At 68.1% G+C, this 14,025-nt stretch carries 13 protein-coding genes; 7 read left to right on the top strand and 6 right to left on the bottom strand.

What is annotated here, in order from left to right:
- Window positions 1-72 precede the first annotated feature (72 nt).
- A complete protein-coding gene (locus tag EQ874_RS12455) occupies window positions 73-1,434 on the top strand; it encodes a bifunctional lytic transglycosylase/C40 family peptidase (protein ID WP_165369245.1) in 1,362 nt (453 codons plus the stop codon).
- 108 nt (window positions 1,435-1,542) lie between these two features.
- Here EQ874_RS12455 and greA read toward each other — a convergent pair whose 3' ends face one another.
- Together greA and EQ874_RS12445 are read right to left on the bottom strand one after the other, a co-directional pair.
- The gene (gene greA, locus EQ874_RS12450; protein ID WP_016933815.1) at window positions 1,543-2,037 is read right to left on the bottom strand and encodes a transcription elongation factor GreA; all 495 of its coding nucleotides are present in this window, start codon (window positions 2,035-2,037) and stop codon (window positions 1,543-1,545) included.
- A 245-nt stretch (window positions 2,038-2,282) separates the two neighbouring features.
- Window positions 2,283-2,711, bottom strand: coding sequence for a DUF4307 domain-containing protein (locus EQ874_RS12445; RefSeq protein WP_064064609.1), 429 nt, complete (start codon window positions 2,709-2,711; stop codon window positions 2,283-2,285).
- Between the two features lie 162 nt (window positions 2,712-2,873).
- On the opposite strand from EQ874_RS12445, the gene mca reads away from it, so the two are divergent.
- The 3 genes from mca to EQ874_RS12430 are packed head-to-tail and all read left to right on the top strand — an operon-like array spanning window position 2,874 to window position 6,113.
- Window positions 2,874-3,752, top strand: coding sequence for a mycothiol conjugate amidase Mca (gene mca, locus EQ874_RS12440; protein ID WP_207213539.1), 879 nt, complete (start codon window positions 2,874-2,876; stop codon window positions 3,750-3,752).
- On the top strand, window positions 3,749-4,075 hold the full coding sequence (locus EQ874_RS12435) for a hypothetical protein (protein WP_064064607.1): 327 nt from the start codon (window positions 3,749-3,751) through the stop codon (window positions 4,073-4,075). The genes mca and EQ874_RS12435 overlap by 4 nt, the downstream gene beginning before the upstream one ends.
- Window positions 4,076-4,118: 43 nt before the next feature.
- Window positions 4,119-6,113 carry a thioredoxin domain-containing protein gene (locus tag EQ874_RS12430; RefSeq protein ID WP_129976964.1) on the top strand — a complete coding sequence of 665 codons (1,995 nt, stop codon included), beginning with the start codon at window positions 4,119-4,121 and terminating at the stop codon, window positions 6,111-6,113.
- A gap of 4 nt (window positions 6,114-6,117) precedes the next feature.
- Here EQ874_RS12430 and EQ874_RS12425 read toward each other — a convergent pair whose 3' ends face one another.
- Complete coding sequence (locus EQ874_RS12425) at window positions 6,118-6,780, bottom strand: helix-turn-helix domain-containing protein (RefSeq protein WP_016934525.1); 663 nt, start codon at window positions 6,778-6,780, stop codon at window positions 6,118-6,120.
- A gap of 185 nt (window positions 6,781-6,965) precedes the next feature.
- Between EQ874_RS12425 and EQ874_RS12420 the strand changes: the two genes are divergently transcribed.
- A complete protein-coding gene (locus EQ874_RS12420; protein ID WP_129976963.1) occupies window positions 6,966-9,080 on the top strand; it encodes an ABC transporter permease in 2,115 nt (704 codons plus the stop codon).
- On the opposite strand, the gene EQ874_RS12415 is transcribed toward EQ874_RS12420, so the two are convergent.
- Window positions 9,077-9,994 carry a mechanosensitive ion channel family protein gene (locus tag EQ874_RS12415; protein ID WP_129976962.1) on the bottom strand — a complete coding sequence of 306 codons (918 nt, stop codon included), beginning with the start codon at window positions 9,992-9,994 and terminating at the stop codon, window positions 9,077-9,079. The two genes, EQ874_RS12420 and EQ874_RS12415, sit on opposite strands and share 4 nt — an antisense overlap.
- A 74-nt stretch (window positions 9,995-10,068) precedes the next feature.
- On the bottom strand, window positions 10,069-10,737 hold the full coding sequence (locus tag EQ874_RS12410) for a hemolysin III family protein (RefSeq protein ID WP_064064602.1): 669 nt from the start codon (window positions 10,735-10,737) through the stop codon (window positions 10,069-10,071).
- A gap of 157 nt (window positions 10,738-10,894) precedes the next feature.
- Here EQ874_RS12410 and EQ874_RS12405 point away from each other — a divergent pair, with 157 nt between their 5' ends.
- Window positions 10,895-11,662, top strand: a complete 768-nt coding sequence (locus EQ874_RS12405) for an isoprenyl transferase (protein WP_064064601.1) — start codon at window positions 10,895-10,897, stop codon at window positions 11,660-11,662.
- A 37-nt stretch (window positions 11,663-11,699) separates the two neighbouring features.
- Here EQ874_RS12405 and coaA read toward each other — a convergent pair whose 3' ends face one another.
- The gene (gene coaA / locus EQ874_RS12400; protein ID WP_064064600.1) at window positions 11,700-12,632 is read right to left on the bottom strand and encodes a type I pantothenate kinase; all 933 of its coding nucleotides are present in this window, start codon (window positions 12,630-12,632) and stop codon (window positions 11,700-11,702) included.
- A 151-nt stretch (window positions 12,633-12,783) separates the two neighbouring features.
- On the opposite strand from coaA, the gene EQ874_RS12395 reads away from it, so the two are divergent.
- On the top strand, window positions 12,784-13,974 hold the full coding sequence (locus EQ874_RS12395; protein WP_129976961.1) for a DUF885 domain-containing protein: 1,191 nt from the start codon (window positions 12,784-12,786) through the stop codon (window positions 13,972-13,974).
- Window positions 13,975-14,025: the final 51 nt, after the last annotated feature.

The following is a 14,025-nucleotide window of genomic DNA, read 5'->3' as shown; positions in this document are numbered from 1 at the left end:
TCGGAAGCCGTACTGGTGATCGACCTCACAGTTACGGTGGGAGCGGTTGATGGATGGATGTGGGGGTAGCGGATGTCGATGGACCCGTCTGCGGTCATCGTGGCAGTGGCTACGGCAGCAAGTGCGCTCGTGCAGGGCGTGGACCTACCGGCAGAGATCAAGGATCGGATCGACGGGGCGATCGAGTCGTTCGAGGCAGGTGCGGAGAACACCGACACGGACGTGGCGAATTTCGTCGCCTCGTTGCCCGAACCGATGCAGCAGGGTGCCCAGCAGGCGGTCGCGGACGCGACAACGGCGGTCGCAGGGGCGATCGAGCCCCACCTGCCCGAGGAAGCGGCCGCAGAGTTGCATCCCGCCGATCCGCAAGCGGCTCCGCCCGCCCTGGCGCCCGAACCTCCGGCCGCCCGGCCGGGGCCGTTCGGGATACCGGTGCAGCCACCGGTCACCGGCACGGTCGGAAACCCGCAGCCGGGAGCCACGATCCCGGGCACCGGGATCACGTTGCCGTCGATCCCGGCGATCCTTCCCGGAACGCGGCTCGCGCCCATCGGCGCGATCGCGGTGTTCGCGCCGTGGCTGAAGAAAGCGGGCGAACTGTGCGAGGGTGTCTCGGCGCCGGTCCTCGCCGCTCTCTACTCCGCAGAGAACGGCTTCCGATACGGCCCGGCCGCCCCGGTCTCCCCGGTCGGTGCGCGCGGCCCTGGGCAGTTCATGCCCGGTACCTGGGACCAGTACGGCAAGGATGCCGACGGCGACGGCAAGGCCGACGTCCTCGGCATCGCCGACCCCGTCATGGCCTCCGGCAACCTCCTGTGCGACAACTACAAGCTCATCGACGACTGGAAGAAGCGCGGTCTGGTCGAGGGCGACACGCTCGATCTGACCCTCGCGGCCTACAACGCGGGGGTCGGCGCGGTGAAACGTTCCGGTGGCATGCCGTCCGGTCATCCCGACTACGAGAACCAGACGAAGCCCTACGTCGCGAAGATCCGGGCGACCGAGCACGTCTTCGCGCGTATGCTCTCGCCGTTCCTGGGTCGGGGTATCGGAGGCGGCGCCGGCGACATCGGCAACCGCGTCGTCGACCTCGCGTTCAAGTACCTCGGCCTGCCGTACGTCTGGGGTGGCGGCAACATCAACGGGCCGTCCGGTGGCGGATTCGACTGTTCGGGCCTGACCTCGTACGCCGTCTTCGCCGCGACGGGTGTCGCGCTGCCGCGTACGTCCGAGACCCAGTGGCACGTCGGCACCGAGATACCGCTGTACGCGGCACGTCCCGGCGACCTGCTGTTCGGCAACTGGCAGGCCGGTGGTCCCGGCCACGTAGCGATCTACATCGGCGGCGGGCAGATGGTGCACGCACCCACTACCGGCGATGTCGTGCGGGTGGGGCCGGTCTTCCCCGGCATGAAGGCGCGCCGCATCTTCTGAGAAGGCGCACCTTCCGGAAACCTGCCGGGAATGCACGAGGGCCCGACCGGAGAACATCCGGTCGGGCCCTCTGCACGAAGCTCTGCCTAGGAGCTCTGCTTCACGGGATCAGCCGCGGTAGGGTTCCGCGCTCACCAGCGTCACCTTCATGGTGTTGCCGTTGGGCAGGTTGTACTCGCGGGTCTCGCCGACCTTCGCGTCGATCAGGGCGCCACCGAGGGGCGAGCTGGGGGAGTAGGTCTCGAGCTCGCTGTTGCGGGCACCCTCTTCGCGGGTCGCGATCAAGAACGTCTCCGTGTCGGTCTCGTCGCCTCCGTAGTAGACGGTCACGACGGAACCGGGGAGGGCGACGCCCGACTCGGTCGGAGCGACGCCGACCTTGGCGGTGCCCAGCAGCTCCTGGAGCTGACGGATGCGGGCTTCCTGCTGGCCCTGTTCCTCGCGGGCCGCGTGGTAGCCGCCGTTCTCCTTGAGGTCGCCTTCCTCGCGACGCTCGTTGATCTCGGCGGCGATGACAGGACGATTCGCGATGAGCTGGTCCAGCTCGGCCTTGAGTCGGTCGTACGACTCCTGCGTCAGCCAGGTCACCTGGGTCTCGGTCATCCTCGATCACTTCCTTCGGGTTGGAGCCCCCGGCTCCGTGGACAAGTCGTGCACATGCAACGACCGCAACAGCACGACCGCCGTCGTCCCCCCATGGCTTCAGGCTGAACGGAAGTCGTACTGTCTGTTGATGCTCTTATGCAGCAATACACGGCCCCAAAGGGTGGAACCGTGTATCCGGCCATTTTAGCATCTTTGCGGTCCGCACTCCGGGAAAGCGCTGGAAGGCGGGTGTGGGAGCAGGATCAGGGTGCGCGCAGATAGTCGGGCGCCTCGGTACTGCAACCGTAGCTGTCGCCCATACCGGGACGCTGGGACGTCTTCACCGTGGAAGTGAGCACGACGGTCTGCGAATCGGACGCGGGGACGAGGACCTCGCGCCGGCCCGTCTCACTCCCGTCCTTCGAGCGGGCCCGGATGATGCAGACGGAATCCTGCGACGGATCGTCGCGCGTGACCTTGAGTTGGATGTCGATGGTGCTGTCGTCGATGATGTCGAAGGCGACGACCTCCGACTCGATCGGAGTCGAGTTGTTCTGGAACAACACGAACGCCAGGACGAGCCCCGCGAGCAGGCCGGCCACGGTGAAACCCCAGCGTTTGCCGCGTGTCGATACGCCGGAGCCGGGGTATCGGGACGACGGGTACCGGTCGGTGGGGGTGGTGTTGCTCATCACTTTGCTTTCGCAGCGGGAGAATGGATCGGGCGTCGCCGCAGGGCCACGGCTGACGACGGAATTATCAGGTGGAACTATAGAGGACGGATCCGGTGCGACCGCGACGCGGGCGCGGGGACGGTTCCGGCGAAGCAGACGACCTGAGGTGGAGGAATACACGTGAGCGGACTACGGCTCATGGCCGTGCACGCCCATCCCGACGACGAGTCGAGCAAGGGCGCGGCCACGATGGCCCGGTACTCGGCCGAGGGGCACGAGGTCCTGGTGGTCACGCTCACGGGCGGAGAGCGCGGCGACATCCTGAACCCCGCGATGGACGTACCGGGCATTCGCGAACGCATGAGCGAGGTGCGTCAGGAGGAGATGGCCGAGGCGGCCCGCATCCTCGGAGTGCGCCAGCAGTGGCTCGGCTTCGTCGATTCCGGCCTGCCCGAGGGCGACCCCAAGCCGCCGCTGCCCGAGGGATGCTTCGCGGTCATCCCGCTCGACGAACCGGTCCGCCGGCTCGTGCAGGCGGTGCGCGAGTTCCGTCCCCACGTCATGACCACCTACGACGAGAACGGCGGTTACCCGCACCCCGACCACATCCGGTGCCACGAGGTGTCGGTCGCGGCGTACGAGGCGGCGGCCGATCCGGATTTCCATCCGGAGCTGGGCGAGCCCTGGGCGGTGCGCAAGCTGTACTACTCGCACGGTTTCATCCGTAAGCGGCTCGAGTTGTTCCGCGAGGAGTACGAGCGTCGCGGGGAGCCGTTCCCCATGGAGCAGTGGCTCAGCAAGTGGCGCACCGAGCAGGGCGACATCATGGGACGCGTGACCACCCAGATCACCTGTGGCGACTACTTCCCGAAGCGCGACGACGCGCTGCGGGCGCACGCCACCCAGATCGACCCCAACGGATCGTTCTTCGCGGTGCCGTTGGACATTCAGCAGAAGGTGTGGCCGACCGAAGAGTTCGAGTTGGCCAAGACCCGCGTGACCACGGAGCTTCCGGAGACGGATCTGTTCGCGGGCATCGAGGACGGACAGGGCGAATGACGATAGGTACGCTCGCGGTCGATGTTCTGGCCGTCGAGATTCTGGCCCAGGAGCCGACCGGCCCCGAGTTCGGCAAGGCGTCCCCGCTCGGACTCGCCATCGTGGTGGTCCTGCTGGTCGCGACTGCGCTGCTGATCCGGAACATGAACAAGCGGCTGAAGAAGCTGCCCGAGAGTTTCCAGCCGGAGCATCCCGGGCCCGACCAGGCCGTGGACGACGGCACGTTGCCGGGTGCGATTCCCGGCACCGCGGATGCGGAGGGGGCGGGCGAGCCGAAGAAGGTCACCGGCCCGGAGCGTCCCGAACCCACCAAGGGAAGCTGACGACCCTCCGCCGCCGAGGGTTCTCCTTCCGTAGCGTGGGGGCATGGCGAATCGACTGGCCGACGCCCTGAGCCCCTACCTGCGGCAGCACGCCGACAATCCGGTCCACTGGCAGGAATGGGGCGAAGCCGCTCTCGCCGAGGCGGTCGAGCGCGACGTGCCGATCCTGCTGTCGATCGGCTATGCGGCCTGCCACTGGTGTCATGTCATGGCGCACGAGTCGTTCGAGGACGAGGCCACCGCCGCCGTCATGAACGAGAACTTCGTGTGCGTCAAGGTCGACCGCGAGGAAAGACCGGACATCGACGCGATCTACATGAACGCGACCGTCGCGACGACAGGCCGGGGCGGGTGGCCGATGACCTGCTTCCTCACGCCCGACGGTGGCCCGTTCTATTGCGGCACGTACTACCCGAGCACGCCGCGTGGGGGCATGCCGTCCTTCACGCAGCTGCTCCATGGGATCACCGACACGTGGCACAACCGTCGCGACGAGGTCGCGCAGGCCGCCGAGGCCGTCGTCTCCGAGCTCCGTCGCAGCGGCGGTGGACTGCCCGCCGGGAGTGTCGCGATCGACGGTGCTCTGCTCGACGCGGCGTCGGCCGCGATCGCCGCCGACGAGGACCGCGAACACGGTGGCTTCGGTGGCGCACCGAAATTCCCGCCGTCGAACCTCCTCGAGGGACTGCTGCGCGGATACGAGCGCACCCGCTCCGCCGACACGCTCGGTCTCGTCGAGCGCACGACCGGCGCAATGGCGCGGGGCGGGATCTACGATCAGCTCGGGGGCGGGTTCGCGCGCTACAGCGTCGACGCCGCGTGGACGGTGCCGCACTTCGAGAAGATGCTCTACGACAACGCGCTGCTGCTGCGGCTGTACGCGCACCTCGCGCGGGTGACCGGTGCGGAACTGCCGACGCGCGTCGCGCGGGAGACCGCCGAGTTCCTGCTGCGCGACCTGATCACCCCCGACGGCGGATTCGCGTCGGCCCTCGACGCCGACACCGACGGGGTCGAAGGCCTCACCTATGTGTGGACGCCCGACCAGCTCGTCGAGGTGCTGGGCCCGGACGACGGCCGGTGGGCGGCGGACGCGTTCACCGTCACCCCCGGCGGCACCTTCGAGCACGGCACCTCGGTGTTGCAGCTGCTCGACGAGCCGGACGATCCGGCGCGACTCGCCGACGTGCGGGCCCGCCTGTTCGCCGCTCGCACACGGCGCCCCCAGCCCGGACGCGACGACAAGGTCGTCACCGCGTGGAACGCCTTCGCGATCACCGCGCTGGCCGAGGCAGGCGTCGCGCTGGGTGAACCTGCCTGGATGGACGCCGCGACGAGGTGCGTGCAGTTCCTGCTCGACCGGCACCTGATCGACGGCCGGCTGCGCCGCGCGTCGCTCGGGGGTGTCGTCGGATCACCGGCGGGTGTGCTCGAGGACTACGGGGCTCTCGTCACGGCGCTGCTCGCCGTGCACCAGGGGACGGGGGACCGGCGCTGGGTCGAGCGTGCGACGGAACTCGCCGACGTCGCGCTCGCGCAGTTCGCGGATCCGGAACGTCCCGGTAGCTGGTTCGACACCGCACACGACGCCGAATCGCTGGTCGCCCGGCCCCGCGATCCGGTCGACGGGGCGACGCCGTCGGGAGCGTCGCTGATCGCCGAGGCGCTGCTCGGCCTGTCCGCGCTCGTGCACGACGACTCCCGCTACGCCGATTCCGCCGCGCTGTCGCTGTCGACGGCGGCGATCCTGTTCGAGAAGGCGCCACGGGCGGGAGGGCACTGGCTGACGGTCGCCGAGGCGTCGGTGCGCGGGCCGCTCCAGGTCGCCGTAGCGGGCGGCGGTGAACTCCTCGACGTGGCCCGCCGCCTCGCGCCCGGGGGAGCGATCGTGGTGGGCGGCGAACCCGACTCGTCGCCGTTGCTCGCCGGTCGTCCCCTGGTCGACGGTGGCGCCGCGGCCTATGTGTGCAGGGGGTTCGTATGCGACCGTCCGGTGACGACGGCGACAGGTCTCCGCGAGGTCCTGTCCGCGGTCTGATCGGTCAGGGCCAGGCGGACGCTGTGCGTGAGTCGAGGAAGTCGCCTTCGCTCGTCACCGGCGCCTCGAACATTCCCGCGCTCGCGTCGATCAGGAATCGGGCGAATCCCGTCCAATCGGGTTCGATGCCTTCGCGTTCGAGGCGTGCCTCGTAGTCGGCACACGCATCGACGACGAGCTTGCCCAGCAGTCGCGCCCGTCCGGTGACGACGGTGTCGGGCAGGTGGGCGACGCATGCTCTGGCTCGTTCGATCAGGACGTCGAGGTACGGATCTTCGACGGTCGTTCTCGCCGCGATGTCGGCCATCGACGGTACCGCTCTCAACTGGCGTAGGAATCGAGCCCGCCAGCTCGGGACCGGCATCGAGGCGAGTTGGTCGGTGAACGGCAGGATGAGGCAGCTCAGGTAGTCGCGGAGGCCGGGTTCGGGCCCGAGCAGGGCCAGGAGTTCGACTCGTCGCCGGCGGGTGTCCTCCGCGTAGCGGGTGAGCATGGCGCGGACGAGTTCCTCGCGGTCACCGAAGTGGTAGTTGACGGCGGAGTGGTTGGCGTTACCGGCGTGTTCGGCGATGCGCCGATTGGACACGCCGTCGACGCCGTGGGTGGCGAACAGTTCTTCCGCCGAGTCGAGTAGCGCTCGTCGCGCCTGGTCCCCGTGGGTGCTCACACTTCTCCTGTCGCCTTCTTCTCGGCCGAACGGCCCGCTGATGGATGGGACGAGCGTCACCAGTGTCTCAGCTTGGCATACTCAAGACACGCAGCGTAAATTTTTAAGTCACGTAGCGTATTTCTGTGGAGCCGATATCGGCCGGAAAGCGTGCAGTCCGTGTCCGGATATCGAGGAGTTCATTCATGACCGATACCGCTACCAGCGAGAAGAACGAGCCGCCGGGAAGCGACGGCCTCACCGAGGCCGAACTCGCCCGTGCGCGGAAGGAGCACATCGGCCGCTACATCGCGATCTTCGTGATGCCGTTCCTGATGGTCGGAATGATGATCACCGGCTATCTGTACGCGATGCACGCGCCCGCCCCGCACGACATGCCGATCGCCGTCGCCGGATCGTCGCAGCAGCAGGCCTACGACTTCGCCCGCGCGCTCGAAGACGCCGACGCCGAGGCGGTCGACGTCCGTGTGATCGGGACCGACGATCAGGCGCGCGACCTCGTGCTCTCGCGGGAGGTTGCGGGTGCGGTCACGCTGTCCCCGCAGGGCACTGCCACCGTGTACACCGCGGGTGCGGCCGGGGCGTCGCAGTCGTCCGTGGTCACCGGACTGGTGGTTCCGCAGGTGCTCGCGCAGGGTCTCGATCTCACCGCCGAGGACCTCGCCCCGCTGCCGGACCACGACATGGCCGGCCTGGGTGTGATGTTCATGGTGCAGGCGCTGATGCTCGCGGGCTACATGCCCCTGAGCATCATGCTGTCCAACTCGCCCGAGCTGCTGCGATTCCGTCGCATCGTGCCTCTGCTCGCCGGATGGTCGGTGCTGATCGGCACACTCGTGTGGCTCGTCGCCGGCCCGATCCTCGGCGCGATCGAAGGCCCGATCGCGACGGTGCTGGGAATCTGCTGGCTCTCCATCTTCGCCGTGGGCTCGGTGCAGGTGTTCCTCACCCGGATCCTCGGGCCGATGGCTGTCCTCGCGGGAATGCTCTTCGTGATGGTTCTCGGCGTCCCCGCGTCGAACCTGGGAATGTCGGTCTACTCGCTACCGTCGATCTACCCGTGGTTGCACGGCTTCCTGCCCACCGCGGCCGCCGGCGAATCGCTGAGGTCGGTCGTCTACTTCGGCGGTGAAGGCCTCGGCGGCCACATCCTGGTGCTGGTCGTCGGTACCGTGCTGGCCCTCGCCGCGACACTCGGTGTCGACGCCCTGAAGCGTCGCCGCAACCCCGATGCCGGTGATCCCGAGATCACGATGCCCTCGCTCACCACCGGGCCGCGTCCGCAGAGCGACCGAGTGCGGTACCTGACCCTGGCGTTCTTTCCGTTCGCCATGGTCGTGCTGATGCTCTCCATCATGCTCGGCGCGATGTACCAGCCGACCCCGCGTGAGATGCCCGTCACCGTCGTCGGCGCGACCGCCGAACAGGCGGACCGGACGGTCGCCGGTCTCGAACAGAGCATGGCCGGTCTGTTCGATCTGCGAATCTCGGATTCGGTCGACGACGCGCGCGCCGAGGTGCAGGACCGTGAGATCGTCGCGGCCTTCGTCCTGCCGTCCGCCCAGTCGCCCACCGCGACGCTGATCACCAACGAGGCTGCGGGTACGAGCCAGCAGCAGGTCGCGCAGCGGGTCTTCGAGCAGGTCGCCGGGGGCATGCATCTGCCCCTGACCGTCGAGAACATCGCACCGCTGCCGGGTTCCGACACCATGGGAACGGTGACGCTCTACGTCGCGATGGGCTGGATCATGTCCGGTTTCATGGTGATCGTCGTGGCCGGCGGTGCGCAGCCCGCCGCGATGGTCCTGCGGCAGATCGTGCCCATCGCCGCGGGATGGGCGCTGTTCATGTCCGCCGTGCTGTGGGTGATCGCCGACCCGATCACCGGGGCCGTCGACGGGCACTTCCTCCCGCTGTGGGGTATCGGGATCCTCGCGACGTTCACCACCTCGATGTTCACGTTGGCGCTGCACCGCCTGTTCGGGCTGCTCGCCGTCGTCCCTGCCGTCGGCATCCTCATGTTCGTCGGCGTGCCCGCCTCGAACGGTGCGATGTCGGTGTACATGACGCCGGAGGTCTTCCGGTTCCTGCACGGTGTGCTGCCGATGCCGGCCGCTGTGGAATCGGTGCGGTCGGTCCTCTACTTCGGAGGTGACGCCGTCGGCCCGCACCTCGTCACGTTCACGATCTGGGGAGTGGTGTCGCTGCTGTGCGTCATCGTCATCGATCGCATCCGTGCTGCACGCAGCGGTGAGCCGAGCGAGCAGTCGGAGGACGTGGCCGGGGCGGTGCGGAGCTAGGAGACCGGGGCGGCCGCCAGCGCGATGTTCGGGGTCTCGATGTCGTTCTGCTCGAAGGCCTCGAGCACCGCGCGGGTGAGGCTGCGGCGGATGGCCCACTGCTTGCCGGCGCGTACGCGCACCGTCAGGCGGAGGGTCACCGCACCCGCGGTGACGGAGTTGACGCCCAGCAGTTCGGGCTTCTCGAGTACGTCCGGCGCGATGTCCTCGCGTTCCACGCCGTCGAGGACGGCGCGCAGTGCGATCCGGCAGGCGCGCTCGACGTTGACGCTCGGCGCGATCGGGACGTCGACCACGGAGACGGCATGTCCCTGGCTCATGTTGCCGACGCGCAGGATCTCGCCGTTGCGGCAGAACCACAGGGTGCCGTCGATGTCGCGCACGGTCGTCACGCGCAGACCGACCGACTCGACGGTGCCCACCGCGTCGCCGAGGTCCACCACGTCGCCCACGCCGTACTGGTCCTCGAGCAGCATGAACATTCCCGAGATGAAGTCCCGCACGAGGTTCTGCGCACCGAAACCGAGCGCGACACCGGCGATACCGGCCGAGGCGATGAACGGGGCGACGTTGAAACCGAGGGTGTCGAGCGTCTGCAGCACCACCCAGGCGAGCACGACGATCGATACACCGGACTTGAACACCGAACCGATCGTCTGCGCGCGCTGGACCCGGCGTTCGCGAGCCTGGGGGTCGCCGATGGCACGCTCGGCTCGTTCCTGCAGCGGCGCGAGGAACGATCGTCGTGGTGTCCCGGATCGCACGCGTGGCTTCGTCATGCGGTCGATCAGCCGGTGGAGGACGTAGCGGAGCACGACGGCGACGACGATGTAACTCACGATCGCCAGCGGCCGGTGGATCAGCCAGTCCCGGTTGGTCTCGGTCAGTTCGAAGGCGAGCAACGGAATAGACATCCCTCGCGAGTCTACAAATGCGTGACAGTCGCTTCGGGTGGTGTGAGAAGTTGCACGAAGTGACCTGTGAGGTTTCAGTCCAGAATCACAAGCCACACCGCGATCGCGTGACACAGGGCCGCGACCACCGTGGCCGCGTGGAAGAACTCGTGGTGCCCGAAGGTCGCGGGCCACGGGTCGGGCCAGCGCGTGGCGTAGAGAATCGCTCCGCCGCTGTAGAACAGGCCGCCGACCAGCAGTAACAGCATCGGGGTGAGCCCGACCTCGGCGACCAGCTGTCCGGCGACGGGCACGATCGCCCATCCGAGCACCAGATACAGGGGTACGCCGACCCATCTCGGCGCGGTCGGCCACAACATCTTCAGTGCCACACCCGCGAGCGCTCCCGACCACACGACGATGAGCAACGGCCGTCCGGATCCGGGTGGCAGTGCCAGCGTCGCGAACGGGGTGTAGCTGCCCGCGATGAACACGAAGATCATCGAGTGGTCGGCACGCTTCATCCACACGCGCGCCCGCGGACTCCAGGTGAGGCGGTGGTAGAGCGCGCTGATCCCGAACACGCCGCACACCGTGAGGCTGTAGACGGTCGCGGGAAGCACGGCGCCCGGGCGGGCGGCGAGGAAGGCCGCGGCCGAGACGAGTGCGGCGCCGGCGATGACGGCCACACCGAACGCCCAGGCGTGGATCCATCCGCGCATCCGCGGTGTGACGGGCAGTTCCTCGAGGCCGAAGGCCGTCATACGTGCGCTCCTCCCTGTACCGAACGGTAACCTACGCACCCGTAGGTTTGTTCCGTCGACACGTTACAACGTGGAACCCTGTGGCGGGAGACTCTGTGACCGCCGCCGCGACCGCCGGTACCCCTGGGCGTAATGTGACTCGGGTGGTGATGACGGGGTGAGCGTCCGCGGATTGCTGTACCGGCTCTACGAGCGCCGGCTGCTGAAAGAACTCGACGGGGCACGGCATCCGCGGCACGTCGCGGTGATGTGCGACGGCAATCGGCGTTGGGCGCGCGAGAACGGCTTCACCGACGTCAGTCACGGCCACCGCGAGGGTGCCAAGAAGATCGCCGAGCTGCTGGGCTGGTGCGACGCCGCCGGCATCGAGAGGGCGACGATCTATCTGCTGTCCACCGAGAACCTCCGACGCGAGCCGGAGGAGCTCGACGCACTGCTCGAGATCATCTCCGACGTGGTGGAGGAGATCTCCGCGCCCGGGCAGAACTGGAGCGTGAAGATCGTCGGCACCACCGACCTCCTCCCGTCCGATCACGCCAAGCGACTGCACGAGGCCGCGGCCGGAACCGCCGGACGCACGGGCACGCACGTCAACGTGGCCGTCGGGTACGGCGGTCGCCAGGAGATCGTCGACGCCGTGCAGTCGCTCCTGCGGGTGCGCTACGCGCAGGGGCTGCGCGGTGAGGACCTCGTCCAGTCCGTGACGGTCGACGGCGTCGACAGTCACCTCTACACGTCCGGTCAGCCCGATCCGGATCTCGTCATCCGCACCTCCGGCGAGCAGCGGCTGTCCGGCTTCCTGCTCTGGCAGTCCGCCTACTCGGAGATCTGGTTCACCGAGGCGTACTGGCCCGAGTTCCGCCGGGTCGACTTCCTGCGCGCCCTGCGCGACTACGCCGCACGGCACCGCCGTTTCGGCGCCTGACCGGACTGCCCGGTCCGGCGCGGAACGGCGGGCCGCTTCAGAGCTTGCGCAACCGGAGCCGGTTGATGGCGTGATCCGAGTCCTTGCGCAGGACCAGGGTCGCGCGCGGCCGTGTCGGCAGGATGTTCTCCACCAGGTTCGGCAGGTTGATCGAGTGCCAGATCTCCTTCGCGGCACTCATCGCGTCCCGGTCCGACAGGTTCGCGTAGTGGTGGAAGTGCGCCTCCGGATCGGCGAAGGACGTATTACGCAGCGCGAGAAAGCGCTCCACGTACCACTTCTCGATGTCCTCGATCCGCGCGTCGACGTAGATCGAGAAGTCGAACAGGTCGGAGACCATCAACCGTGGCCCGGTCTGCAACACGTTCAGGCCCTCGATGATGAGGATGTCCGGCTGACGGACGATGTGGTACTGCCCCGGGATGATGTCGTACGAGATGTGTGAGTAGATCGGCGCCGCAACCTCTTTCGCGCCGGACTTGACCTCGGTGACGAACCGCAGCAGCTTGCGCCGATCGTAGCTCTCGGGAAAGCCCTTGCGATGCATGATGTTGCGCCGCACCAATTCCTTGGTGGAGTAGAGGAAGCCGTCGGTGGTCACGAGATCCACCCGGGGGTGATGGTCCCACCGTGCCAGCAGCGCCTGCAGCACACGGGCCGTCGTGGACTTACCGACAGCCACCGAGCCGGCCACACCGATCACGAACGGCACCTGCTGATCGGGATGCTTCTCCCCGAGGAAGGTCGCCGTGGCCGCGAACAACCGCTGCCTGGCCGCGACCTGCAGGTGGATCAACCGGGCGAGGGGCAGATACACCTCCGCGACCTCCGCGAGGTCGATCTGCTCGCCCAGGCCCCGAAGCCCGACCAGTTCGTCCTCGGTGAGGACGAGGGGAGTCGACTTCCGCAGCGTCCGCCACTGCTTGCGGTCGAACTCGATGTACGGGCTCGGTTCGTTCAGACGAGCCATCGGCACGGCTTCCCGGCGGCGCGGTGGATGCGGCGTTGCATGTCCATGTAACGGATTGTGCTCGCTGACACACGGTGATGCCGCGTCGGGGTCCCCACTCCGGCAGGTTCTCCCGTGTCGGGCCGCCGACGAGAGACTAGGCTCGGCCGGTATGGGAGCCGACGACTTCGTGAACGAATATCTGCTGCTGGGTCTGGCTTTCGACAGGCTCGAGGAAGGATTCGTCGACGCCTACACCGGCGATCCCGCGCTGCGGCGGAAGGTCGAGAACGCTCCGGCTCCCGATCCCCGTGATCTATCGCACATCGCGCGGCGCCTGCGGGACGAACTGCGCGGTGCGGGTCTGTCCGACGAGCGCACCCGCTTCCTCGACGTGCATCTGCGCGCACTCGACTGCTCGGCCCGCAAGTTCGCAGGGGAGGAGATCGGTTTCGTCGACGAGGTCGAGGCGTACTTCGACGTGCGCATCGCTCCCGGCGACGAGGACACCTACCGCGACGCGCACCGTCGCCTCGATGCGCTGCTTCCCGGCCCGGGTTCGCTCACCGAGCGGATGCAGGCCCACCGCAAGTCCGAGGTGATCCCTGCGGATCGCCTCGCCGACTGCGTCGAGGCGTTCTCGGGTGCGCTGCGCGAGAAGGTGCGGGCGATCTACCCGCTGCCCGATACCGAACGTGTCGAGTACGAGGTCGTCGGCGACAAGCCGTGGTCGGGTTTCAACTACTACCTCGGTGACTACCGTTCGCGGGTCGCGATCAACTCCGATCTCGAACAGACCATGGCGCACCTGCCGCGGCTGATCGCGCACGAGGCGTATCCGGGGCACCACACCGAGCATTGCCGCAAGGAGGCCGGTCTCGTCGCCGCCGGGCAGGCCGAGCAGACGCTGTTCCTCGTCAACACCCCGCAGTGCCTCATGGCCGAAGGCCTCGCCGATCTCGCGCTCGAAGCGATCGTCGGCCCGGGCTGGGGGAAGTGGGCGCAGGAGATCTACGCCGATCTCGGGCTCCGGTTCGACGGCGAACTCGCCGAGGAACTGGCCGAGGCGTCCGAGCAGTTGCTGCCGGTGCGTCAGGACGCCGCGTTGCTGCTCCACGACCGCGGGCGCAGTCACGACGACGTGGTCGAATTCCTGCAGCGCTGGTCGCTGTCGAGCCCCGAACGTGCCCGGCAGTCGCTGCGGTTCCTGTCGTCACCGTTGTGGCGCGCCTACATCAGCACCTACGTCGAGGGCTACCGGCTTCTCGGCGGCTGGCTCGGGCAGGTTCCGGTCGGAGCCGAGCGTGCCGAACGGTTCCGGCGCCTGCTCGACGAACCCCTGGTGCCCAGCAGCCTGCGGTGAACCGCAGGTCGGTCGGGTACCGGCTACCGGGGCGGTGGACGGCCTTCGTAG

The organism is Rhodococcus sp. Q1 (assembly GCF_004153645.1).
In the GTDB taxonomy this organism is placed as follows: Bacteria; Actinomycetota; Actinomycetes; order Mycobacteriales; family Mycobacteriaceae; genus Rhodococcus; species Rhodococcus gordoniae.
The sequence above is the reverse complement of the archived record's forward strand: the minus strand, read 5'-3'. Positions and strand labels throughout refer to the sequence as shown.